This window comes from Amycolatopsis sp. NPDC004169 (assembly GCF_040610315.1).
Lineage (GTDB): Bacteria > Actinomycetota > Actinomycetes > Mycobacteriales > Pseudonocardiaceae > Amycolatopsis.
The window spans coordinates 57,793-79,226 of the sequence record NZ_JBEXMD010000014.1; the positions used below are offsets into that span (position 1 = coordinate 57,793).

General features: G+C 73.2%; 23 protein-coding genes. 9 read left to right on the forward strand and 14 right to left on the reverse strand.

From position 1 onward, the window contains the following. Position 1: 1 nt before the first annotated feature. Genes ABZX11_RS20545 through ABZX11_RS20575 form a run of 7 tightly spaced genes read right to left on the reverse strand, consistent with a single transcriptional unit; the run spans position 2 to position 6,209 of the window. Positions 2-523: a flavodoxin domain-containing protein gene (locus ABZX11_RS20545; protein WP_176177122.1), complete on the reverse strand. Its 522-nt coding sequence runs from the start codon at positions 521-523 to the stop codon at positions 2-4. An 11-nt stretch (positions 524-534) separates the two neighbouring features. Next, positions 535-804: a DUF1876 domain-containing protein gene (locus tag ABZX11_RS20550; RefSeq protein ID WP_354914967.1), complete on the reverse strand. Its 270-nt coding sequence runs from the start codon at positions 802-804 to the stop codon at positions 535-537. A 9-nt stretch (positions 805-813) separates the two neighbouring features. Then, positions 814-2,436: an NAD(P)-binding protein gene (locus ABZX11_RS20555; protein ID WP_354914970.1), complete on the reverse strand. Its 1,623-nt coding sequence runs from the start codon at positions 2,434-2,436 to the stop codon at positions 814-816. Next, positions 2,436-3,431 carry a thiamine pyrophosphate-dependent enzyme gene (locus ABZX11_RS20560; RefSeq protein ID WP_354914973.1) on the reverse strand — a complete coding sequence of 332 codons (996 nt, stop codon included), beginning with the start codon at positions 3,429-3,431 and terminating at the stop codon, positions 2,436-2,438. Before ABZX11_RS20560 ends, ABZX11_RS20555 begins: the two co-directional genes overlap by 1 nt. Before the next feature lie 6 nt (positions 3,432-3,437). Next, positions 3,438-4,679, reverse strand: a complete 1,242-nt coding sequence (locus ABZX11_RS20565) for a transketolase C-terminal domain-containing protein (protein WP_354914976.1) — start codon at positions 4,677-4,679, stop codon at positions 3,438-3,440. Then, on the reverse strand, positions 4,663-5,319 hold the full coding sequence (locus ABZX11_RS20570) for a 2-oxoacid:acceptor oxidoreductase family protein (RefSeq protein WP_354914979.1): 657 nt from the start codon (positions 5,317-5,319) through the stop codon (positions 4,663-4,665). The genes ABZX11_RS20565 and ABZX11_RS20570 overlap by 17 nt, the downstream gene beginning before the upstream one ends. Continuing rightward, positions 5,316-6,209: a fructose-bisphosphate aldolase gene (locus ABZX11_RS20575; protein ID WP_354914982.1), complete on the reverse strand. Its 894-nt coding sequence runs from the start codon at positions 6,207-6,209 to the stop codon at positions 5,316-5,318. The genes ABZX11_RS20570 and ABZX11_RS20575 overlap by 4 nt, the downstream gene beginning before the upstream one ends. Positions 6,210-6,368: 159 nt before the next feature. Here ABZX11_RS20575 and ABZX11_RS20580 point away from each other — a divergent pair, with 159 nt between their 5' ends. Then, a complete protein-coding gene (locus ABZX11_RS20580; protein ID WP_176177116.1) occupies positions 6,369-6,722 on the forward strand; it encodes a spore germination protein GerW family protein in 354 nt (117 codons plus the stop codon). A 6-nt stretch (positions 6,723-6,728) separates the two neighbouring features. Here the strand turns inward: ABZX11_RS20580 and ABZX11_RS20585 are convergent, their stop codons facing one another. Next, positions 6,729-7,223 (reverse strand): MarR family transcriptional regulator, encoded by a 495-nt coding sequence (locus ABZX11_RS20585; RefSeq protein ID WP_354914985.1) that lies wholly within the window; start codon positions 7,221-7,223, stop codon positions 6,729-6,731. 456 nt (positions 7,224-7,679) lie between these two features. Between ABZX11_RS20585 and ABZX11_RS20590 the strand changes: the two genes are divergently transcribed. Beyond that, positions 7,680-7,931 carry a hypothetical protein gene (locus ABZX11_RS20590; protein WP_176177114.1) on the forward strand — a complete coding sequence of 84 codons (252 nt, stop codon included), beginning with the start codon at positions 7,680-7,682 and terminating at the stop codon, positions 7,929-7,931. On the opposite strand, the gene ABZX11_RS20595 is transcribed toward ABZX11_RS20590, so the two are convergent. Next, on the reverse strand, positions 7,903-10,509 hold the full coding sequence (locus ABZX11_RS20595) for a SpoIIE family protein phosphatase (RefSeq protein WP_354914988.1): 2,607 nt from the start codon (positions 10,507-10,509) through the stop codon (positions 7,903-7,905). The genes ABZX11_RS20590 and ABZX11_RS20595 overlap by 29 nt on opposite strands. Positions 10,510-11,055: 546 nt before the next feature. Between ABZX11_RS20595 and ABZX11_RS20600 the strand changes: the two genes are divergently transcribed. The 7 genes from ABZX11_RS20600 (at position 11,056) to ABZX11_RS20630 (ending at position 16,924) form a co-directional block, all read left to right on the forward strand. Continuing rightward, on the forward strand, positions 11,056-11,748 hold the full coding sequence (locus ABZX11_RS20600) for a response regulator transcription factor (protein WP_303247019.1): 693 nt from the start codon (positions 11,056-11,058) through the stop codon (positions 11,746-11,748). Further along, on the forward strand, positions 11,745-13,124 hold the full coding sequence (locus tag ABZX11_RS20605; protein ID WP_354914992.1) for an ATP-binding protein: 1,380 nt from the start codon (positions 11,745-11,747) through the stop codon (positions 13,122-13,124). Before ABZX11_RS20600 ends, ABZX11_RS20605 begins: the two co-directional genes overlap by 4 nt. Positions 13,125-13,168: 44 nt before the next feature. Then, a complete protein-coding gene (locus ABZX11_RS20610; RefSeq protein WP_354914995.1) occupies positions 13,169-14,554 on the forward strand; it encodes a ferric reductase-like transmembrane domain-containing protein in 1,386 nt (461 codons plus the stop codon). A 14-nt stretch (positions 14,555-14,568) separates the two neighbouring features. After that, a complete protein-coding gene (locus ABZX11_RS20615; protein WP_354914998.1) occupies positions 14,569-14,991 on the forward strand; it encodes an FMN-binding protein in 423 nt (140 codons plus the stop codon). A gap of 35 nt (positions 14,992-15,026) precedes the next feature. After that, positions 15,027-15,725, forward strand: coding sequence for an FAD:protein FMN transferase (locus ABZX11_RS20620; protein WP_354915001.1), 699 nt, complete (start codon positions 15,027-15,029; stop codon positions 15,723-15,725). A 44-nt stretch (positions 15,726-15,769) separates the two neighbouring features. Next, on the forward strand, positions 15,770-16,276 hold the full coding sequence (locus tag ABZX11_RS20625; protein ID WP_354915004.1) for a DUF2231 domain-containing protein: 507 nt from the start codon (positions 15,770-15,772) through the stop codon (positions 16,274-16,276). Positions 16,277-16,450: 174 nt separating this feature from the next. Continuing rightward, a complete protein-coding gene (locus ABZX11_RS20630) occupies positions 16,451-16,924 on the forward strand; it encodes a hypothetical protein (protein ID WP_354915008.1) in 474 nt (157 codons plus the stop codon). Here ABZX11_RS20630 and ABZX11_RS20635 read toward each other — a convergent pair. Genes ABZX11_RS20635 through ABZX11_RS20655 form a run of 5 tightly spaced genes read right to left on the reverse strand, consistent with a single transcriptional unit; the run spans position 16,914 to position 21,331 of the window. Next, on the reverse strand, positions 16,914-17,375 hold the full coding sequence (locus ABZX11_RS20635) for a hydrogenase maturation protease (protein WP_354915011.1): 462 nt from the start codon (positions 17,373-17,375) through the stop codon (positions 16,914-16,916). The two genes, ABZX11_RS20630 and ABZX11_RS20635, sit on opposite strands and share 11 nt — an antisense overlap. Then, the gene (locus ABZX11_RS20640) at positions 17,372-18,664 is read right to left on the reverse strand and encodes a Ni/Fe hydrogenase subunit alpha (RefSeq protein WP_354915014.1); all 1,293 of its coding nucleotides are present in this window, start codon (positions 18,662-18,664) and stop codon (positions 17,372-17,374) included. Before ABZX11_RS20640 ends, ABZX11_RS20635 begins: the two co-directional genes overlap by 4 nt. Beyond that, entirely contained in the window at positions 18,661-19,413 is a 753-nt protein-coding gene (locus ABZX11_RS20645; RefSeq protein ID WP_176177100.1) for an oxidoreductase, read from the reverse strand. Before ABZX11_RS20645 ends, ABZX11_RS20640 begins: the two co-directional genes overlap by 4 nt. After that, a complete protein-coding gene (locus ABZX11_RS20650; protein WP_254897349.1) occupies positions 19,413-20,225 on the reverse strand; it encodes an FAD/NAD(P)-binding protein in 813 nt (270 codons plus the stop codon). Before ABZX11_RS20650 ends, ABZX11_RS20645 begins: the two co-directional genes overlap by 1 nt. Beyond that, complete coding sequence (locus tag ABZX11_RS20655; RefSeq protein ID WP_354915019.1) at positions 20,222-21,331, reverse strand: 4Fe-4S dicluster domain-containing protein; 1,110 nt, start codon at positions 21,329-21,331, stop codon at positions 20,222-20,224. Before ABZX11_RS20655 ends, ABZX11_RS20650 begins: the two co-directional genes overlap by 4 nt. Positions 21,332-21,434 lie beyond the last annotated feature (103 nt).

Sequence of the window (21,434 nt, forward strand, 5' to 3'; positions counted from 1 at the left end):
TTCAGGTGGCGGCGCGGACCAGCGCCGCCCCGAGCGCCGCGCCCCACGCCTCGGCTCGTTCCGGTTCACCGGGTTCCGGGCCGATGTCGATCGGTGTCGTTCCGACGAAGAAGCTCTCCGCCGGCAGGACGAGCCGGCACCCGCGACGGCGCAGCCGCTTGGCCGCCCCGAGCGACGCGGCCCCGGTGAACACGCGGGGCTTGTCGATCCGGGTGTCGAAGGCCGCGGCGGCCAGCCCGGCCGGCACCACGTCGAGCGCGTCCAGCCACTCCCGGATGCCCGTCGACGAGTGTGCCGGGTAGTCCACCTGGTCCGCGGCCGACTTGCGGGTGGCCGGGCGGCTCATCCCGTGCACGTGGGTGGGGCCGCCGACGACGAGCAGGTCGACGCCGGTCAGGTCCCGGGGCGCTTTGTCGACGTTGACCACTTCCGCCGGGGCCGACACGGCCAGTCCCTTGCCGATCGCCTTGGCCACCTCCTCGGTGGCGCCGAACATGGACTCGAAGACGACGAGGATCCGCATGTCCGCTCCTTTCAGTGGTCGAGCCGGACGGGTTTGCGTGTCAAGGCTTCGATGTCGCCTGCCGCGCATTCGAGCAGGTTGTGGGCCAGGTCGCTCAGCGCGCGCGAGGCGGCCAGCTCGTCGCCGATCTCGGGCACGGCGGTGTCGGCGGGGTTGAGCCGCGCCACGCCGGTCCCGGAAACCCGGGTGTCGTCGGCCGTGTGCAGCCGGGCGGTGGCCCGGGTGCGGCCGTCGTCGTCTTCGTCGATGTGCACTTCGACGTGCCAGCGCTTCTCCTGCATGGTTTCTCCTCAGGTTTCTTCGGGCACCATTTCGATGGCGCCGCAGGGACATTCGGCGACGCAGATCCCGCAGCCCTTGCAGTAGTCGAGGTCGATCGCGTACCGGTCCCCCGGTTCGAGCTTCAGCACCGCGTTGTCCGGGCAGACGCCGTAGCAGTTGTCGCATTCGAAGCAGTTGCCGCAGGACAGGCAGCGGCGTGCTTCGAACAACGCCGTCGACGCGTCGAGCCCGCCCTTGATCTCGTCGAACGTCGACACGCGCCGAGACAGGTCCAGGTGCGGCCGGACGGTCCGGTCGGCGTCGCTGTAGTACCAGGTGTTGAGGTTGTCGAAGGTCGCCTCGCGCCGCGCCGGCGGCCCGGAGACGGCCTGCCCGCGCAACCACGCGTCGATCTCGCGGGCCGCCTTGGCCCCGTGGCCCACCGCGACGGTCGCCGTCCGACCCGAGGGCACCATGTCCCCGCCGGCGAAGATGCCCGGGTGCCCGGTCGTCATGCCGGGGCCGACGCGCACGACGCCGTCGGCGCGCTCGACGTCCGGGAGCTCGTCCATTAAGGACAGATCGGTGTCCTGGCCGAGTGCCAGCACGACGGTATCGGCGGCGAGCCGTTCGAACTCGCCGGTCGGCTGCGGGAACCCGGACTCGTCCAGGCGCATCTTCTGGACGGTGATGCCTTCGCCGTCGATCTCGCTGATCGTCGACAGCCAGCGCATCGACACCCCTTCTTCGACCGCCTCGGTCACCTCGGACTCGTGCGCGGGCATCTGCGCTCGCGTCCGGCGGTAGACGACGACGGGGTCGGTGGCGCCGAGCCGCTTGGCCGTGCGGGCGGCGTCCATCGCGGTGTTGCCGCCGCCGTAGACGGCGACCCGGCGGCCGAGCAGTGGCTGCTCCCCGGTTTCCACGTCGTGCAGCAGCGAAATCGCGTCGAGGACGTGCGCGGTGTCGCCCGCCGGGATGTAGGCGCGCTTGCCGACCTGGGCACCGACGGCGAGGAAGACGGCGTCGAACCCGGCTTTCGCCGCCACGACGTCGGTGACCCGGCTGTTCTGCTCGAAGACGACGCCCATGTCGGCGATCCGGCGGATCTCGGCGTCGAGGACTTCGCGCGGCAGCCGGTAGCGCGGGATGCCGTAGCGCATCATCCCGCCGGGAGCGGCTTCGGCGTCGCGGACGACGACAGCGTGCCCGAGCCGGGCCAGGTGGTGGGCGGCGGACAAGCCCGCCGGGCCCGCGCCGACGACGAGCACCCGTTTGCCGCTCGGCTCGGCGACCGGGATCGTCCAGCCCTGCTCGATTCCCTCGTCACCGAGGAACCGTTCGATCGAGTTGATCCCGACGGCTTCGTCGAGCTGGCCGCGGTTGCAGGCACTCTCGCACGGGCGGTAGCAGATCCGGCCGAGCACCGCGGGCAACGGGTTGTCGGCCATGATCCCGCGCCACGCGGTCTCGTAGTCGCCCGATTCGGCGTGGTAGAGCCACTTCTGGATGTCCTGGCCGGCCGGGCAGGCCTGGTTGCACGGCGGCAGCAGGTCGACGTAGACCGGCCGTTCGGAACGCCAGGCGCCGGTCTTGTTCGCCCGGCTCGAGCCGACGTCGAGGGTGATCGCGAACGGCTTTTCGTGCTCCATCAGACCTCCTCGAGCAGGGCGAACCGGCGGACGTTGCGGTCGGCGAGCGCCTGGATCTTCTCGATGACGTCCGTGCGCGGCGGGTCGCCGAAGAGGTGGGCGTACCGGGTCTGCCGCCGCAGGTAGTCCTCGACCGGCACCCGGTGCCGGATCTTCGAGGTCGCGACGATCTCACCGTGCTCGGCTTCGAACACCGGGAAGATCCCGCTTTCTTTCGCCAGCCGCGCGATCCTGATCGTGTCGTGGGAAGCGCTGCCCCAGCCGAGCGGGCACGGCACCAGGACGTGCAGGTAGCGGGCGCCGCGGAACTCCATCGCCCGGGTCACCTTGGCTTCGAGGTCGCGCAGGTCGGCGACGGTCGCCGTGGCCACGTACGGGATCTCGTGGGCCAGCGCGATCATCGGCACGTTCTTGCCCTGCCCGAACACCGCACCCGGCTCCGCGCCGACCGCCGGGGTGGTGGCCGTGCGGGCGGCCGGCGGCGTCGCGCCGGAGCGCTGGACGCCGGTGTTCATGTACGCCTCGTTGTCGTAGCAGATGTACAGCACGTCGTCGTTCCGCTCGAACATCCCGGACAGGCACGCGAAGCCGATGTCGACGGTCCCGCCGTCGCCGCCCTGCCCGACCACGCGGACATCCGTCCGGCCTTTGGCCCTCAGCGCCGCGGCCACCCCGGTCGCGACGGCCGGCGCGTTGCCGAACAGCGAGTGCAGCCACGGGATCCGCCACGATGTCTCGGGGTACGGCGTCGAGAAGACCTCCAGGCACCCGGTGGCGTTGACCGCCACCATCCGGTTCCCGGTCGCGCGCATGGCCGCGTCGAGTGCGTACCGCGCGCCCAACGCCTCACCGCAGCCCTGGCACGCCCGGTGGCCGCAGTCGATCGAGTTGATCCGCTGCCGGCCGGACTGCACACTGCGCTGGTCGTCGCCGAGCAGCCGGCCACCGACCGCGAAGCTGCCGGTCTGGTAGAACTTGATCGGCGTCACCGCCATCTGTCATCACCCGATTCGCGAGGCGACCGCACCGAGGTCGCGCAGGAGGTTTTCGGCCGTCGGACCCGACCGGCGGCCTGCCGCGAGGCGGCCCAGCTCCCGGTCGATCAGCGAGCGGTCGAGGTCGAGGAAAGTCAACGGCGGCAACCGGTCCGCCTCCCGCAGCACCCGGCTCAGGGACTTTTTCGTGATCGCCCGCCCGCCCAGACCCGCGATGACGGCGTGGACCTCGGCCGCCGGAGCCGCCGCCACGAGGTTCTGCGTGACGATCCCGCCGACGCCGGCCTCGAAGGCCCGTTCCAGCACGACGACGCGTCGGGCGTGGCCGATCGCCGCGCGCACCGCATCGGCGGGGAACGGCCGGAAGCACGTCAGCCCCAGCACACCGACGCGCAGGCCGTCATCGCGCAGTGCGTCGACGGTGTCCTTCAGCGTGCCCAGCACCGAGCCGAGCGCGACGACGATCGTGTCCGCGTCTTCGGTGCGGTACGAACGGGTCAGGCCGCCGGAGTTGCGGCCGAACGCCTCGGCGAACCGGTCGGCAACGTCCGGGACGACGTCGAGCGCCTCCATCAGACGGGCGTGCCCGAGGTAGCGCACCTCGGTGAACGCCTCCGGCCCGACCATCGCGCCGATCGACGACGGCTCGGCCGGGTCCAGGACCTGGCGCGGCTCGTACGGCGGCAGGAACGCGTCGACCGCGTCCTGGCCGGGGACGTCCACCGGCTCCCAGGCGTGGGTCAGCACGAAGCCGTCCATGCACACCATCACCGGCGTGGACAGCTCCTCGGCGATCCGGAACGCCTGGACGTGCAGGTCCGCGGCCTCCTGGTTGGTTTCGGCGTAGAGCTGGATCCAGCCGGCGTCGCGCAGGGCCATGCTGTCGCTCTGGTCGTTCCAGATGTTGATCGGTGCCCCGATCGCCCGGTTGGCCACCGTCATCACGATCGGCAGGCCCAGGCCGGCGGCGTTGAACACCGCCTCGGTCATGTACAGCAGGCCCTGGCTGGCGGTCGCGGTGTAGGCCCGCGCCCCGGCGGCGGACGCGCCGATGGCCACGGACATCGCGGCGAACTCCGACTCGACGTTGACGAACTCGCACGGCGCGAGCGTCCCGGACTTCACCAGTTCGGCAAGGCCCTCGACGATGTGCGTCTGCGGCGAGATCGGGTAGGCGCAGACGACCTCCGGCCGGCACGACGCCACGGCTTCGGCGACGGCCCGGGAGCCCTCAATCTGCCTGAGCACCGGCCAGCTCCTCCCGTTCGGCGCGCACGAATTCGTAAGCCCCGGTCGCCGCGGCGAGGTTGCCTTCGACCGCCGGGCCGCGGAACCGGCCGGAAATGGCCGACAGCACACTCGCGAGGCCGACGATCCCGGTCAGGGCGGCGAACCCGCCGAGCAGCGCGGCGTTCGGCACCGGGCGGCCGAGGTGCTCGCGGGCCAGCTCGGTCGCCGGGACGACGAGCAGCCGCTCGGGCCGGAACCCCTCGGTGAACTCGGCCAGCCCCAGTTCGGCGAAGCCGTGGGCGGAATTGATCAGCAGGTAGCCGCCAGGACCGAAGCCTTCGAAAACGTTCACCTGGTGCAGCAGCGTGGCGTCCTGGACGATCAGCACGTCCGGCGCAACGATCGGCTCCCGCGTGCGGATGACCGCGTCGGAGATCCGGCAGAACGAGACGACCGGCGCGCCGGTGCGTTCCGAGCCGAAGCTGGGGAACGCCTGCGCGTGCCGCCCTTCGGTGAAGGCGGCCACCGACAGCAGCTCGGCCGCGGTCACCACGCCCTGGCCCCCGCGGCCGTGGATGCGCACTTCGGTGACATCGGGGCTTCGCCCCGGGCCGGGGGCTTCGCCACCCGGACCCCCGAAGGACATGGTGGTGCTCATGCGCTCGGGTACTTGGCGAGGATGTCCCGCAGCGCAGAGACGAACCGCAGGGATTCGTCGTGGTCGCGCTGCCAGACGTTGCGGCCGAAGATCAGCCCGGTCGCGCCGGCTTCCATGGCTTCGCGGGCTTTCTCCAGCATGGCGTCATCGCCGGCCTTGCTGCCGCCCGACACCAGCAGCAGCGTCCGCCCGGCCGACCGGACCACCGCGTCGATCGCCTCCTGGCCGGTGATTTCCCGTGCGTAGGCGCCGGGCACGTTGTCGATCTTCGCCGGGTGCGGGAAGTTGACCTTGACGACGTCGGCGCCGAGTTCGGACGCGGTCCGGGCGGCGTAGTCGACGGCGTAGAACGAGTCGCGGCCGCCCTTGGCTTCGATGGCCGAGCCGCGCGGGTAGGCCCAGACGACGAGCGGCATGCCGAGCCGGTGCGCGTCGGCCCGGACCTGCCGCAGCTGCGCGAAGTCCTGCTCCTGCGCCGGAGTTCCGACGTAGAGGGTGTAGCCGACGGCGTCGGCACCGAGCCGGACCGCGTCCTCGACGCTGCCGTGCAGCGGAGACAGGGCCTCGGCGTCGGAGGGGATCTCGGTCTTGCCGTTGAGCTTCAGCACCAGCGGCAACTCGCCCGCGTAGTCCCAGTAGAACTTTTCCGCCAGCCCGATCTGGATCGCGATGCCGTTGAAGCCGCCCTCGACCGCCAACTTGAGGATGTACTTCGGGTCGCCCGCGGCCGGGTTGGCGAAGAAATCACGGGGACCGTGCTCCAGGCCCTGGTCGTAGGGCAGGAAGAACGCGGTGCCGTTGCGGAGACCGTGCTCGTGCAGGATGCGGTGCAGCCGGGTCTTCTTGCCGGTGTTCAGCCCGAGCTCGGCCAGCGGGGGACGGTGCGCCATGACGGCCTCCGGAGTCGCTGATTTCGTGTGCGCCCAGCAAATCGCGGGCGGGTGACCACCACCGCGGGCGAACGCCACCGGCACCGGGGCCCTCGGTCACCCGCGCAGGGGACCATCGGCTCTGGGGCCGGCGGGCGACCGGCGGGGAGACTTCGCCGCATGAAGGTCGACGAACTGCTCGCGAAGGCGAAGGACGGGCTGGAGACCAGGATGGTCTACGGCGAGCCGTACGAGGTCGACGGCGTCACGGTGATCGTGGCGTCGGCCGTCGGCACCGGCGGTGGTGGCGGCGACAGCCGTGACGAGAAGGGCCGCTCCGGCGAAGGCGGCGGGTTCGGGCTGTCGGCCAAGCCGGTCGGGGCCTACGTCATCAAGGACGGCAAGCTCCGCTGGGAGCCGGCGGTCGACGTGAACCGCCTGCTGGCGACCCTCGGCGCGGTCGCGGTGGCCGCCCTCTTCGTCGCCACGCGGTTGGTGAAGTACCGGGCTTCCCGCGAGACCGGGGAGTCCTGACCGCGGCTACCCGGCCGGGTGGTCTTCCTTCCCGGCGGACCGGACCTGTTCGGTGAGCGCCTCGGTCAGGGCGCCGGGCTGAGCGGCGCGCTCTCGCAGTCCCTGGGCGACCCTGGCGAGGACGACGGTGAACTCGCGGATGTGCTCGGGTTCCGAGTGCGCGACCGCCTGGTAGACGTCGGCCGAGAACAGCGCGAAACTCGCTTGGATGGCCGCCCGGCCGCCGGGGGTCAGGACGACCAGGACACTGCGCCGGTCGGTCGGGTGCCGCTCGCGGCGGGTGTAGCCGGCCGCTTCGAGGCGGTCGAGCAGCGCGGTCACGCTCGCCGAAGCGATACCCAACCGCTTCACCAGCGCGGACGGCGGCAACGGCCCCTCGTGCAGCAATTCGCCCAGCACCGCCGCTTCGTGCACGCCGACCCCGAAGGCCGACGCCATGGCACGCCGATATTCGTCGGTGGCCACGATCACCGCTCTCAGCTGCTCAGCCAGACGTTCCATACCCCACAACCCACAAGATCAATTCCAAAATATCTCGTTAAACTAGATTTTAGCTCATCTAGTCTCCCGGCGCCCGTGCCTCACCGCGGCAGCCTTCTCGTGCCGCACAGGCGATCTTCCGCATCGTTCGCGCAAAGATAGGGCAACGCCCGGCACGCCCCGCACCCGCCACGCCGACCGGAAGAAAACGGCCACCGGACAGTCGAACGCGGCGAAGATTCTCCGCTGCCGAAATAGACCACAGCCGAGAATCACGACGCCGTCCACCCCGCAGCTTCGTTGCCGCGCAGGAAGCGCACGAAAACGGCCGGACACTTTCCGACTCCGATAAATCGACGCGCGAAATCAACGCCGAGATACCACAAAACAAAGAAATTTCATTGATGCATCCGGCAGCGAATCGGCTCCCGCCTCGTTAACCTGGCCACAGCACGCCGTTTTCGAGGAGATCCACCGATGTCCGACACCCTCTTCCCGGAACCCGCCGCCCCGCAGCCGGAAGCCGCCCTCCTCCGCCGCGAACGCAACCGCTGGCTGCGTCACGAAGCGAACCTGCTCCTGGGCCGCCGCCCGGCGGACGAGCCCGAGGCGCAACAGGCCCGCACCGCACACCTCGTGCTCACCTACGCACTGGCGATCGTCGAGCAACGGCCCGCCGTCATCGGGTCCTTCGCCGATCTCACCCGGCCGTACCGAGACCGGAGCTGAAGCCGCGCTCGGGCAGTTCGGCCGGCGCCGGGCGCGCCGACGGCACCGGCAGGTAGCGCAGGCACACGAGGGCGATGTCGTCCCGGGCCGGGGTGTCCCCCACCAGCACGTCGACGAGGCCGTCGCACAGGTCCTCCGGCGCGGCCCTGGCGTACCGGGTCGCCGCGGCCAGCAGCCCGGCGAACGCCTCGTGCGGGGGCAGCCGGTTCTGCTCGATCAGCCCGTCGGTGTAGCAGACGAGCGCGGAGCCCGGCAGCACGGTGAGTTCGGCTTCCGGGCGCCCGTGCCGCGGCGGCAGGCAGAGCAGCGGCGACCGGGCCCCGTCCAGCAGGGCGACCGTGCCGTCCGGGGCGACGAGCACCGGCGGCGGGTGCCCGGCGGCCGCGTAGCGGAACCGGCCCGTCACCGGGTCCAGCTCGGCGACCAGCGCGGACGCGTGCTCGGCGCCGGCCGTGCGCCCGGCGACGAGGTCCAGCCGGTCCAGGACCGCGGCGGGGCGGAGACCGGCGAGGATGAGCCCGGTCGCCGCGCTGCGCATCTGCCCCATCACCGCGGCCGCCGGCAGGCCGTGGCCCACGACGTCCCCGATGGTGACCGTGAGGTGTCCGTCCGGCAGGGTGACCAGGTCGTACCAGTCGCCCCCGATCGAGAGGTTCCGCTCGCTCGGCCGGTACCGCGCGGCGGCCGCCACCCCCCGCGGGAGGGCCGGCCGCTGCGGGAGCTGGCTGGTCTGCAGCGTCCAGGCGACCGACCGTTCGCGGTCCGCGACCCGCGCCGCGTGCAGCACCAGCCCGGCACGGGCGGCGAGGTCCTCCGCCAGCACGAGGTCCTCTCCGGTGAACCGCGGTCCGGAGCCCGGGCGTCCCAGCACGAGCGCGCCGCGCACGGCACCCTCGGCGGTCAGGGGCACGCCGATCAGCGCCCCGGTGCCCTGCGGTTCCCCGGTCGCCAGCACGGTCTTCACGACCGGCAGGCCGCCGCCCGGCGCGGCGGCCGCGGCCGGGTCGCCCGCCGAGACCGCGACCGTGTCGCCCGCATCGCCGAACTGGGCGACCGCGAAGTCCGCGAACGCCGGCACGAGCGCGTCGGCGAGGCGCTGCGCGCGTTCGGCCGTGGTGCCCGGCGTGCTCAACGTCGACATCAGGTCGCTCATCAGCCGCTGCCGCCGTTCGCCGTCTTCGGCCCGGCGGCGCTGGCGCTGCTCGGCTTCGTACAGCCGCACGCGGTGCACCGCCTGGGCGGCCTGGGCGGCCATCGTCAGCAGCAGGGTGCGCTGGGCACCGGGTCCGGCACCGGGCTCCCGGAAGTAGAGCCCGAGGAACCCGAAGACCGCACCCGTCGTCTCCAACGGCAGGATCGCCGCCGCACCGGTTTCCGCCCCTCCCGGGATCGGATGGCCGCCGGTGCGGAACAGCGGTTCGCCGTCGCGCACCACGCGGGCCTCCGCCGTCTCGGCCGGGACCGCCGTCCTGCTCACCGGACCGGTCGCGGTGGCGATCCGGGCTTCGAGCCCGCCCCCGTCATCGCGGACCCCCACCGCCGCGGCGGCCAGCGCACCCGCGTGGACGTCGACGAACACCGTCACGATCCGGTCGATCCCGGTCGCCACGCCGAGCCCGCCCGCCACGGCCTGCAGCAGCCGCGCCCGCTCGTGCGCCGCGTGCTCGGCCTCGGCCACCGATTCCGCGCGGCGCCGCCGTTCCTCCGCGACCGTCGCGCCGCGGACCGCGGCGTCCCGTTCGGTGACCGTCACCGCGAGCACCAGCATGGTGAGCAGCACGACCGCGAGCAGCACCTGCAGGTGGACGAGCCCGGACGCCGGAGCGACACCGGCCCACGGTCCCCGGCCGGCGGCCGTGGCCGTCGTCGCCACGAAGGCGACCACCACGCCGGCCGCGCTCACGGCCCGCGGTCCCCACCACAGGGCCACCCAGCCGAGCACGACCACGCCGGCGTACCCGGCCACCGCGAGGTCCGCCCAGAACACGAGGACGGCGAGCCCGCCGATCGCGGCCGCCGCCAGGACGCCCCCGGCGCGCCGCACCCCGGCCGGTTCACGGCTGCACCACACGAGCAGCGCCGTGCCGATCACCAGGACCCCCAGCCCGTCGCCGAGCCACCACCGGCCGGCCACGGCCCACCAGCCGTCGGTCGCGCCACCGGCGAGGGTGGCGGTGGTCGCCCCGAGCACCGCGCCCGCGGCCGGACCCCCGAGCACCCCCGCGGCCACGAACCGGGCGAGCCCGCGCCAGGTCCCGGTCGGCCGAGCCGCGCCCAGCAGCAGCGCGCCCAGCACCGGCTCGGCGGTGTTCGCGACGGCGAACCCGGCCGCGGCGACCGGGCCGAGTCCCTCGGCCAGGTCGACGAGGATTTCCGCGACCGCGACACCGAGGCAGGCGAACCGCCGGAACGGCCGCGGCAGCAGGCACAGCAGGGCCAGGCTGAAGCCCGCCGACGGGAAGAAGGTCGGGCCCCCGCCGCCGGAATCGAGCACGGTGAAGGCGACCTGGGAACCGGCCGCGTACCCGATGGCCGCCACCGCGAACCACAGCGCCGGCTTACCCAGCTTCTCGCCCACCACAGCCACTCCCCGCGCCCCGCGCGGAACACTCTGCTCGACAACGGTCACCCGGGCAATACCCCGTTCGCACGGCAGACCCGGTCTCCGGGCGGTTCCGCAGCGCGGTGGCCATCGGCTGTCGGACGAGGCGGGCGGAGGTCACCAGTCCGGATGCTCGACCTCCGCGGGCAAGTCGACGATGGGCGGGAGAGCCCGCGGTTCGCGGTCCACCCTGACCGTGGACGGCCGGGCGGCCCGGCCGACCGGGGTCGAGTGCCCGCACCGTCCACATCGGACCACGGCACCGCCGGCGGCCCGGGGGGCGAGGCCGCCGGCGGTGCTTCCCTGACTGCGTCACCCCGCGCCGGGGGCGGTGGACCCGGGACGACCCGCTCAGGCTGACATCCCGCATCCGGGCGGCGGAGCCACCGAACGGAGGAGGGATCGCCCGGAGAATTCCGGAAAACGAGAATCCTGGCCGCGGAGCGGATGTCGTTTACCGGCCGCTAACCTCCGCGGACGGGCCGGACACCTGGCGGGACGGGACGCCCGGGCGCAGGCATGATGGCGGCCATGCCACACCGTGTCCTGCTCGCCGACGACGACCGCGCCATCCGGGAATCGCTGCTCCGGGCGCTCGACCTCGAGGGTTACCAGGTCACCGAGGTGTCCGACGGCGTCGGCGCGCTGGCCACGGCCCGGCGGGACGAGTTCGACGTGATCGTCCTCGACGTGATGATGCCCGGCGTCGACGGCCTCGGCGTCTGCCGTGTCCTGCGTGCCGAAGGCGACCTCACCCCGATCCTCATGCTCACCGCCCGCGTCGAAACCCCCGACCGGGTGGCCGGGCTGGACGCCGGAGCCGACGACTACCTGCCCAAGCCGTTCGAGCTCGACGAACTCCTCGCCCGCTTGCGGGCCCTGCTTCGCCGCACGTCGCCGGAGCCGGACGCGCGGCGCACGCTGCGGCTGGGCGAGCTGGCGGTCGACCCGGCGGCGCGGCGGGTGTGGTGGCAGGGCACCGAGATCACGCTGTCGAAAACGGAGTTCGATCTCCTGGAACTGCTCGTGCGCAACGCCGGGATCGTGCTCGACCGCAGCACGATCTACCAGCGGATCTGGGGCTACGAATTCGGCGCGGACTCCAAGAACCTGGCCGTGTACATCGGCTACCTGCGGCGCAAGCTGGAGCAGGCCGGGGCGAGCGGGCTGATCCACACCGTCCGCGGGGTCGGCTACTCGGTGCGGCCGGCATGAACCTGCGCAGCAAGCTCGCGATCGCCTTCGCCGGGGTCGGCGCGGCCGCGGCGATCCTCGTCGGCGTCTTCAGCTACCAGGCCGCGTCCCAGCGGATCAACGCCGAACTCGACCGGTCTCTGCTCACGACGTCGGCGGAAGTCGCCGCCGGGGCGACGCAGGTCCTCGCCCCGAGCCCGGTCACCCGCGGTCCCGATGACGACGACCACGACGAAGCCCAGCCCATGGTGGCGCAGGCGATCGCCCCGGACGGCAGCACCCGGCCCCTCGGCGGGCGGCCGGTGCGCCTCGACACCGGCGACGACGACCGGGCGCTCGCCGCCACCGGCGCTCTCGGCGATCACCGCTACACGAACTTCACCGCGGGCCGCGACGACTACCGGGTGATCACCGTGGCCCTCGGGCCCGGCCGCGGCGCGATCCAGCTCGGCATCGACGTCGACGAGTCCCGGCACGTCCTCAAGGGCCTGGCCGCCCGCATCACCGGCGTCAGCGCCCTGGTGCTGGCCGCCGCGGCACTGGCCGGGTGGCTGCTGGCCCGGCAGATCACCCGACGGCTGGTCCGGCTGACCGACGTCACCGAGCAGGTCAGCGACGGCCGCCTCGACGACGTCGCCGTCCCGACCGGTGGCCGCGACGAGGTCGGCAGGCTCGCAACGTCGTTCGACCGGATGCTGGGCCGGCTCGCCGACGCCCGCGCCGACCAGGAACGCCTGGTCCAGGACGCCGCCCACGAGCTGCGGACTCCCCTGACCAGCCTGCGTACAAACGCCAGCGTCCTGCGCCGGTTCGCCGAGCTCAGCCCGGACTCCCGCGCCCGCCTGCTCGACGACGTCGACGGCGAGACCCGCGAGCTGACCCACCTGGTGGATGAGCTCGTGGACCTGGCCACCCGCCGCTACGAGGCCGAGGAACCGGGGCCGGTCGAGCTGGGCGAGATCGCCGGCCGGGCCGCCGAGCGCGTCCGGCGGCGGTCCGGCCGGGCCGTCACCGTCGAGGCCGGCGCGTCCGCGCTGACCGGGCAGGCGAAGGCGCTGGAGCGGGCGGTGACGAACCTGCTGGAAAACGCCGTGAAGTTCGCGCCCGAGGGTCCGATCGAGGTCGTCGTGCGCGACGGCCGCGTCGAGGTGCTCGACCGCGGCCCGGGCATCGGCGACGACGACGTGGCCCGCGTGTTCGACCGCTTCCACCGCGCCGACGGCGCCCGCGGGCTGCCCGGCTCCGGCCTCGGGCTGGCCATCGTGCGGGACATCGCGCTGGCCCACGGCGGGTCCGTCTTCGCCGGGCCGCGCCCCGGCGGCGGCGCCGTGGTCGGGTTCACCGTCGGCGCGGATCTTCTCTTACCGAACTCTCACCCTCGTCACGTCGACGGCTAACCGGGCTTCGGAAGGGTGGACGGCGATCACCCCCGAGGAGTCCGATGTCCGCCACCACGCTCGCCACCCGCCGCCTCGCGCGGCCCACCGTCCGCGTGTGGTGGCGCGACGCGGCCGGGCTCACGGCCTGGGCGAGCGTGCTCTTCGTGGTCGCGCTCTGGGTGTCCGGCCGCGGGGTGCAGGACCTCGGCTCCGACTTCTTCACCTCCGCCGGACGGCTCACCGGCCTGCTGTCGGCGGACCTGCTGCTCCTGCAGCTGCTGCTCATGGCCCGGATCCCGTGGGTGGAACGCAGCTACGGCCAGGACGAGCTGGCCCGGCGGCACCGGATCGCCGGCTTCGCCTCGATCGCGCTGCTGGCCGCGCACCTGGTGCTGATCACCCTCGGCTACGCCGCCACCGACCGTTCCGGGGTGCTGGGCGAAGCCTGGACGCTGGTGACGACCTATCCGGGCATGCTCCTGGCCGCCGCCGGGACCGCCGCGCTGGGCATGGTCGCCGTGACGTCGGTGCGCGCGGCCCGGCGGCGGCTGCGCTACGAGTCCTGGCACCTGCTGCACCTCTACGCCTACCTCGGCGCCGGGCTCGCCCTGCCGCACCAGCTCTGGACCGGCGCCGACTTCACCGCTTCCCCGGTCGCGACGGCGTTCTGGTGGACCGCCTACGCCACGGCCGCGGGCGCCGTGCTCGTGTTCCGCGTCGCGCGGCCGATGTGGCTCAACGCGCGGCACCGGCTGGTCGTCGAGCAGGTCGTGCCCGAAGGCCGCGGGGTCGTCTCGGTGTACCTGCGCGGCCGGGACCTCGACCGGCTGCCCGTCGCGGCGGGCCAGTTCTTCGTCTGGCGCTTCGCCGACGGCCCCGGCTGGACGCGCGGCAAGCCGTTCTCGCTGTCAGCCGCCCCCGACGGGTACGGGCTGCGGATCTCGGCGAAGGATCTCGGCCCGGGCAGCCGCCGCCTGGCCACGCTGGCGCCGGGCACGCGGGCGTTCTTCGAAGGACCCTACGGCCGGTTGACCGCCACTGTCCGGAAAGGACGGAAGATCGCCCTGTTCGCTTCCGGGATCGGGATCACGCCGTTGCGCGCGCTGCTGGAGGAACTCCCCTACCGGCCCGGGGAAGCGGTGCTGTTCCAGCGGGCCGGGCGCCAGGCGGACCTGCTGTTCCGCCGGGAGCTCGAAGACCTCGCCGCGAGCCGCGGAGTCCGCATCCACCACCTGCTCGGCCGGCGTTCGCGGGACCGGGCGTCCTGGCTGCCCGCCGGGTACGCGCCGGTGCCCGACGAGCAGGTGCTGCGCCACCTCGTCCCCGACATCGCCGACCACGACGTCTACGTCTGCGGGCCCGACGCCTGGACCGGCGCGGTCCTCGGCAGCGCCCGTCGCGCCGGTGTGCCCGCCGACCGCGTCCACTGCGAACGGTTCGCCTGGTAGGAAAGGAGACTTCGATGCGCCGGATCGCCATCGCCGCCGCGGCGACCGTGTCGGTCGTCGTGCTGCTGTTCAGCTACCGGACCAGCACGGACGCCACGCCCGTCGCGACCGGGCGGCCCCAGCCGTCCCGTCCGGCGAACCCGCCCACCGCCGCCGGCGGCGACGGGACGTTCACCGGCGACGCCGCCGACACCCGCTACGGCCCGGTCCAGGTCCGGATCACCGTCACCGGCGGCCGCATCACGGCGGCGGACGCCATCGACTACCCGCAGGAGAGCGGCCGTGACGTCCGGATCAACTCCGCGGCCGTGCCGGAGCTGAACCAGGAGACGCTGCAGGCCCAGAGCGCGCAGATCGACACCGTCAGCGGCGCCACCTACACCTCCGAGGGCTACCAGCAGTCCCTGCAGTCGGCGATCGACCAGGCCCACCGGTGACGGCCGCGCCCCGGCGATCCTGGACGCGGCCCGTCATGGGCACCCAGGCCAGCCTCCACCTGCGCGGCCGGCGCATCGACTCCACCGCGGGCGTCGAACCGGCCGTGGCGGCGGTCTTCGGGCACCTGCGGGCCGTCGACGAGCTGTTCAGCACCTACCGGCCGGACAGCCAGGTCAGCGCGTTCCGCCGCGGCGAGCTCCCTCGCGAGGACCGGCACCCGTGGCTCACCGAAGTCCTGGCGCTGTGCGACGAAGCACGCGACCGCACGGACGGCTACTTCGACGCGTGGCTGCCGGGCGGCTTCGACCCGTCCGGGCTGGTGAAGGGCTGGGCCACGGAGAAGGCCACGGCGTGCCTCGCCGGGCTGTGCGGGTTCGACCACTACCTCAACGTCGGCGGCGACATCGCCGCCCGGGTCGGCGTGACGACGGCGCCGCCGTGGCGGGTGGCCGTCGAAGATCCCACGGATCCGGCGGCGTTCCTGGCCATCCTCGACGTGCGCACCGGCGGCGTCGCCACCTCCGGAACGGCCGCCCGGGGCGACCACATCGTCGACCCGCACACCGGCACCTGCCCCGGTGGGCTCCAGGCCGTCACGGTCACCGGGCCGACGCTCCTGTGGGCCGACGTGTTCGCCACCGCCGCCTTCGCCCGGGGCGGCGAGGACGTCGCGGACTGGGTGGCCGGCCGGGCTCCCGGCTACGAAGTCGCCGCGCTCGCCCGGGCGCCCTGAGGAAGCCCGCGTCCCTGCCCCCGCATCCCTCCACGAAGGACACCATGACCACCGTCAACGGCCTGCCCGCCCACATCCTGCTCGTGCACGCGATCGTCGTGCTGCTCCCGCTGTCCGCCCTGCTCCTGGTCCTCAGCGCGCTGTGGCCGGCCGCGCGCGCCAAGCTCGCCGGTCCCAACGCGATCCTGTCGGTCCTCGTCGTGATCCTGGTCCCGATCACCACCGACGCGGGCGAATGGCTCGAACGGCGCGTCGCGCGGACCCCGCTGGTGCGCACCCACACCGAGCTCGGCGACACGGCGATCTGGGTGGCGCTCCCGGTGGCCGTGCTGGCCCTGCTGGTGTGGTGGCGCCGCCGGGAAACCGGGCGCTCGGGCCGCACGTTCCTGGCCCCGGCTTCGACGGCGGTCACGGTCGTGGTGGCGGTGCTCTCCATCGCGGCCGCCGGAGCGGCGGTCTTCGACATCTACCGCATCGGCGATTCCGGCGCCCAGGCCACCTGGCAGGGCCAATTCGGCTCAGCGCCGGCCGGGGGCGACTCGGACGGCTGACCCCGTCCGCCCGGCGTCCGAGGCAAGGCGTGTCGACGTGGCCACCGTCGGCCTGCCGCAGACTACGGCGGTCCGTCGGACGGAGGACCTCGGACCCACCACGGATGGCTTTGTACTCTTCCGGTCCGCCCACCGCCGGACGACGGTGGGCGGATCCGGACGAGAGGGAGGGTCATGTCTCGCCATCCAGGAGCCATCGTGCTGGCGACCGCGCTGCTGCTCGGCTTTTCCCCCGCGGCGATCGCCGCCTCGGAAGGCAGCCTTTCCGTGCAACCGGCCAGAGGTGCCACCGGAGCCCAGGTCGAAGTCCGGATCGTGTGCCCGGAAGAGCAGCCGTTCCACTTCCGGCCGCTGCTGCCCGTCGAGTCGACGGCGCTGGCCGTCTCGGGAGCCGTCGACCCGCTGCGCTCGACCGCCGACCTGCCCGCGACCGTGCGGACCGTGCCGCCGGGCCGGTACTCGGTGTCGGTGCGCTGCGAAGGCCGCGGTGGCAACGGCCTGATCGCGTACCGCACGCTCACCACCACCTTCACCGTCGTCCCGAAAACCACCGCATCCTCGACGCCGCCGCCGAAGAAGCCGCAGGTTCCGCGGGTGCCCCGAGGAGGCGTCGCGACCGGCGACGGAACGTTCTCGGCTATCCGGTGAGCGAAGCCCCGAGCCGGTCCCGCACCGCTCGGACCACCTCGGGGACGGCGGCCCGCACCGCCGGGGTGAGACCGGTCCCGAGGTCCAGATCGGCCGCCTCGACCGCGTACACGACCAGCTCCTCCGGGACCCGGCCGAGCGCCGCGCCGAGCCGGACCGCGTCCGGGATGCCCAGTGCGTGGGAGCTCGCCGAGCTCGCCCGGGGTGGCCACCCATCCACAGTGGACGTCCAGACGCGACCCGGCGTCGAGGGCTCGCAGAGCACGGCGTCGACGACCACCGCCGTGTCCACATCGGACCAGGCGTCGAGCAGGGCCGCCGGTTCGCCGTCGCACAGGACGGTGCGGACACCGGGGATCGGGTCCGCGTCGAGCGCGGCCAGCACCGCCACCGCGACACCGTCGTCACGCCGGTACTCGTTGCCCACGCCGATCACCACCGCCCGGATCACCGGCGCTCCCAGGTGATGTCCAGGAAGTGCGCGGCGCACGAGATGCACGGGTCGTAGTTGCGGATCGTGCGTTCGGCCAGCGTGGTCAGCTCGGCGTCGCCGAGGTCGAGGTGGTCCTCGACGACCCGTCGCAGGTCGGCCTCGATCGCGGCCTGGTTCTGCGACGTCGGCGGGACGATGGTCGCGGTGCGGACCAGGCCGTCCGCACCGAGTTCGTAGCGGTGGTACAGGGTGCCTCGCGGGGCTTCGCTGATCCCGTGGCCGGTTCCGGCGCGCGGCGGCACCTCCACGAAGGCCCGCGGCGGACGTTCCCACGCCTCGATGATCCGCAGCGCTTCCTCGATCGCGTGCACGATTTCGACCCCGCGGACGAGGATGCTGCGGAACGGGTTGCGGCACGCCGGCCCCAATCCCGCCTCGGCCGCGGCCTGCCGCGCGGTCTCCGACAGCTGCGCCGAGTTGAGGGTGTACCGCGCGAGAGGCCCGGTCAGGTAGCGGTGGCCGTCGAGCGACGCGTGCAGCGCCGTGGAGTGCGGGACATGCGTTTCGACGACGTGGTCCGGGAATTCCTGCGGCGTGAACGCGAGGCCCGAGGCGGTGTGCAGGCTGCCGTCGGCGATGGCGTAGCGGCCCGGCTCGGACGCGGCCAGCAGGTCGTGGTCCAGTTCGACGTCGGGAAATTCGAACCCGGCCGTCCACCGCACGGTCGCGAGGGCGTCGTCGAGGGCCCGCCGCAGCGTCTCGTCGAGCGGGCGGAGGTCCGCCCGGGTGGGCAGCGAGTAGAACCCGCCGACCCGGACGTTGACCGGGTGGATCGCCCGGCCGCCGATGGTCTCCAGCAGCGTGTTCCCGGCCTTCTTCAGGGCCAGGCCGCGTTCGACGACGTCGCGGTGCCGGGTGGCGAGGCTGATCGCGTCCGGGTGGCCGAGGAAGTCCGGGGCGTGCAGCAGGTAGATGTGCAAGGCGTGACTGGAAATCCATTCGCCGCAGTAGAGCAGCCGCCGCGCCTCGGCGATCCCGGGGTCGAGGGTGACGCCGCAGGCGTCTTCGATCGCGTCGCACGCGCTCGTCTGGTAGGCCACCGGGCAGATGCCGCAGATGCGGGCGGTGATGTCCGGAGGTTCGGTGTGCGCCCGGCCGCGCAGGAACGCCTCGAAGAACCGCGGCGGCTCGTAGATGTTCAGCTCGGCCCGTTCGACCCGCCCGTCGGCGATCTGCACGCGCAACGCGCCTTCGCCCTCGACGCGGGCCAGCGAGCTGACCTTCAGCTGCCGGCTGCGGTGGCTCACGGTTCCTCCCGGCGCGTTTCCGTGACGGTGAAGGTGCTGAAGACCCGGTCGACGTCGGCCTCGCTCATCCCACGTGACCGCAGCAGCGGGATCAGCACCGGGGTGTTGGGTTTCGCCATCGGCCCGAAGCAGCCGAAACAGCCGCGGTGGACGCCCGGGCAGAGCGCACCGCAGCCCGCGCGGGTGACCGGGCCGAGGCACGGCGTGCCGTCGGCGACCAGCAGGCAGGTGAGCCCGCGGCGCTTGCAGTCGGTGCAGACGCTGGTGTCCGGCAGGTCCGGCGCGCGCCCGGCGAGCAGCGCGGTGATCGTGCCGAGCAGCTGGCCGCGGTCGATCGGGCAGCCGTGCAGCTCGTGGTCCACCCGGACGTGGGCGGCCACCGGCGTCGACGTCGCCAGCGTGTCGATGTACTCCGGGTGCGCGTAGACGATCGAGGCGAACTCCCGGACGTCGGCGAAGTTCCGCAGGGCTTGGACACCTCCCGCCGTCGCGCAGGCCCCGATCGTGACCAGCACCTTCGAAGCGGCCCGGACCTCCCGGATGCGCCGCAGGTCGGCCGGGGTGGTGATCGATCCTTCGACGAGCGACACGTCGTACGGTCCGGGCACCACGGTGCCGGACGCTTCGAGGAAGTGCGCGATGCGCACCTTCCCGGCCAGCTCCAGCAGTTCGTCCTCGCAGTCGAGCAGGCTCAGCTGGCAGCCGTCGCAGGAGGCGAACTTCCAGACGGCGAGGGTCGGCGTCGTCATCACAGCTCCTTCACGGCGAGCAGCGGACCGGCGACGGTGTAGTCGACGACCGGGCCGTCCCGGCAGACCAGCAGCGGCCCGAGCTGGCAGTGGCCGCACAGGCCGATACCGCACTTCATCGCGCGTTCCAGGGAAACGCGGATCGCCGCCGCGGGGACTTCCTTCGCCAGCAGGATTTCCGCGCACGCACGCATCATCGGTTCCGGGCCGCAGAGGAACGCGCGCGTGGCCGCCGGGTCGAGCTCCAGGGCCGACAGCGGCTCGGTCACGAAGCCGACCGGTCCGGTCCAGCCCTCGGCCGGGCGGTCGACCGTCCGCAGCACCTCGACGTCGTGCCGCCGCGCCCAGGCGGCCAGCTCGTGCGGGAACAGGAACTCCGCCGGGGTCCGGGCCCCGGCCACGACGACCAGCCGGCGGTACCGGACCCGGTCGGCGAGCACCGCGGTGAGCACCGGCCGCAACGGGCACAGCCCGGCACCGCCGGCGACGATCACCACGTCGTGCCCGGCCGCGTCCTCGACGTCCCAGCTGGTGCCGTACGGGCCACGTACGCCGACCACCCGGCCCGGGGTGAGGTCGTGCAGCGCCCGGCTGACCGCACCGACGGCGCGGATGGTGTGCATCGGCCCGGGTCCGCTGACCGAGATCGCCACCTCGCCGATCCCCGGGGCGTACAGCATCATGAACTGCCCGAGCCGCGCTTCCGGCACCGGCTCGCCGACCGGCTCCAGCCGCACCGTCACCGAGTCGGCGGTCTCCACGACCCGCCCGGCGACCCGGTACGGCACCGGCACCATCGCTTCGGCCGTCACGAGCAGCCCCCGGCCAGCTTCGCCGCTTCCTCGGTGATGTCGATCCCCGCCGGGCACCAGGCGATGCACCGGCCGCAGCCGACGCAGCCGGACATCCCGAACTGCTCGTGCCAGGTGCCGAGCTTGTGGCTGAACCACTGCCGGTAGCGGCCCGCCCCGGACGTCCGGACACTGCCGCCGTGCACGTACGAGAAATCGAGTTCGAAGCACGACGCCCAGCGCTGGTGGCGTTCGGCGTGTTCGCCGGACAGGTCGGTGACGTCCTCGGTGGTGGTGCAGAAGCACGTCGGGCAGACCATGGTGCAGTTGGCGCAGGTGAGGCAGCGGCTCGCGACCTCTTCCCACAGCGGGGACTCGCGGCTTTCCCGGATCACCGACGGCAGGTCGACGGCGGGCATCACCCGGCCCATCCGGTCCGCCGCGGCGGCGACGGCTTCGCGGGCCGCGCGGACTTCGGCACCGCGGGCCGGTTGCGTACCGACCTGGGCCAGCAGGCGGGCGCCGTCCGGGCTGCCGACGTCGACGACGAAGCGGTGCCCGTCCCCGTCGATGCGCTCGGTGAGGGCCAGGTCGTACCCGGGGCCGGCCGCGGGGCCGGTGCCCATGGAGGCACAGAAGCAGACTTCGCCCGGCTCGGTGCAGTTGGCGGCGACGACGAACAGTTCGGCGCGGCGTCGCCGGTACGAGCCGTCGGGGTGCGCGCCGCCGCCGAGCACGCGGTCGAGGACGGCGATCGCGGCGAGGTCGCACCCGCGTACCCCGAGGAAGGCGTAGCGCGTCCGGTCGGGTTCCCCGGCGGTGAACCGGCCGTCCACGGTGGCTTCGAGAAGTTTGCGGCGCGGCGGGTGGAGGTACCGTTTCCACCCTTGCGGGCCCGCCGAATGCCCGAACACGGCGCGGTCTTCGCGCCGCCGGAGCCGGTAGCGGCCCGGTCCCGTGGTGACGCCCCACCCCGCCGGGAGCTGCTCGGCCGAGTCCAGCTCGGCGAGCACGATCGCGTCGTCGCGCACGGTCGGCCCGATCACCCGGTAGCCGTCGCGGATCAGGGCGTCCACCAGCCCGCCGAGTCCCGCCAGGTCGATCGTCACCGTGCCGTCGCTCGTCATCGGACCTCCCGGGGGCCACTGAACCGGCGGCGCCGGCGACGGGCCTAGGGCCGAAGGTCATCGCCACGGGTACTTCGTGCTCTGTCGGCCGGGCGGCCCGGCG

Bases quoted from the DNA above. Each gene is read 5' to 3' on its own strand.
- ABZX11_RS20545 (WP_176177122.1), bottom strand. From the start codon at position 523: ATGCGGATCCTCGTCGTCTTCGAGTCCATGTTCGGCGCCACCGAGGAG.
- ABZX11_RS20550 (WP_354914967.1), bottom strand. From the start codon at position 804: ATGCAGGAGAAGCGCTGGCACGTCGAAGTGCACATCGACGAAGACGAC.
- ABZX11_RS20555 (WP_354914970.1), bottom strand. From the start codon at position 2,436: ATGGAGCACGAAAAGCCGTTCGCGATCACCCTCGACGTCGGCTCGAGC.
- ABZX11_RS20560 (WP_354914973.1), bottom strand. From the start codon at position 3,431: ATGGCGGTGACGCCGATCAAGTTCTACCAGACCGGCAGCTTCGCGGTC.
- ABZX11_RS20570 (WP_354914979.1), bottom strand. From the start codon at position 5,319: ATGAGCACCACCATGTCCTTCGGGGGTCCGGGTGGCGAAGCCCCCGGC.
- ABZX11_RS20575 (WP_354914982.1), bottom strand. From the start codon at position 6,209: ATGGCGCACCGTCCCCCGCTGGCCGAGCTCGGGCTGAACACCGGCAAG.
- ABZX11_RS20580 (WP_176177116.1), top strand. From the start codon at position 6,369: ATGAAGGTCGACGAACTGCTCGCGAAGGCGAAGGACGGGCTGGAGACC.
- ABZX11_RS20585 (WP_354914985.1), bottom strand. From the start codon at position 7,223: ATGGAACGTCTGGCTGAGCAGCTGAGAGCGGTGATCGTGGCCACCGAC.
- ABZX11_RS20590 (WP_176177114.1), top strand. From the start codon at position 7,680: ATGTCCGACACCCTCTTCCCGGAACCCGCCGCCCCGCAGCCGGAAGCC.
- ABZX11_RS20600 (WP_303247019.1), top strand. From the start codon at position 11,056: ATGGCGGCCATGCCACACCGTGTCCTGCTCGCCGACGACGACCGCGCC.
- ABZX11_RS20605 (WP_354914992.1), top strand. From the start codon at position 11,745: ATGAACCTGCGCAGCAAGCTCGCGATCGCCTTCGCCGGGGTCGGCGCG.
- ABZX11_RS20610 (WP_354914995.1), top strand. From the start codon at position 13,169: ATGTCCGCCACCACGCTCGCCACCCGCCGCCTCGCGCGGCCCACCGTC.
- ABZX11_RS20615 (WP_354914998.1), top strand. From the start codon at position 14,569: ATGCGCCGGATCGCCATCGCCGCCGCGGCGACCGTGTCGGTCGTCGTG.
- ABZX11_RS20620 (WP_354915001.1), top strand. From the start codon at position 15,027: ATGGGCACCCAGGCCAGCCTCCACCTGCGCGGCCGGCGCATCGACTCC.
- ABZX11_RS20625 (WP_354915004.1), top strand. From the start codon at position 15,770: ATGACCACCGTCAACGGCCTGCCCGCCCACATCCTGCTCGTGCACGCG.
- ABZX11_RS20630 (WP_354915008.1), top strand. From the start codon at position 16,451: ATGTCTCGCCATCCAGGAGCCATCGTGCTGGCGACCGCGCTGCTGCTC.
- ABZX11_RS20645 (WP_176177100.1), bottom strand. From the start codon at position 19,413: ATGACGACGCCGACCCTCGCCGTCTGGAAGTTCGCCTCCTGCGACGGC.
- ABZX11_RS20655 (WP_354915019.1), bottom strand. From the start codon at position 21,331: ATGACGAGCGACGGCACGGTGACGATCGACCTGGCGGGACTCGGCGGG.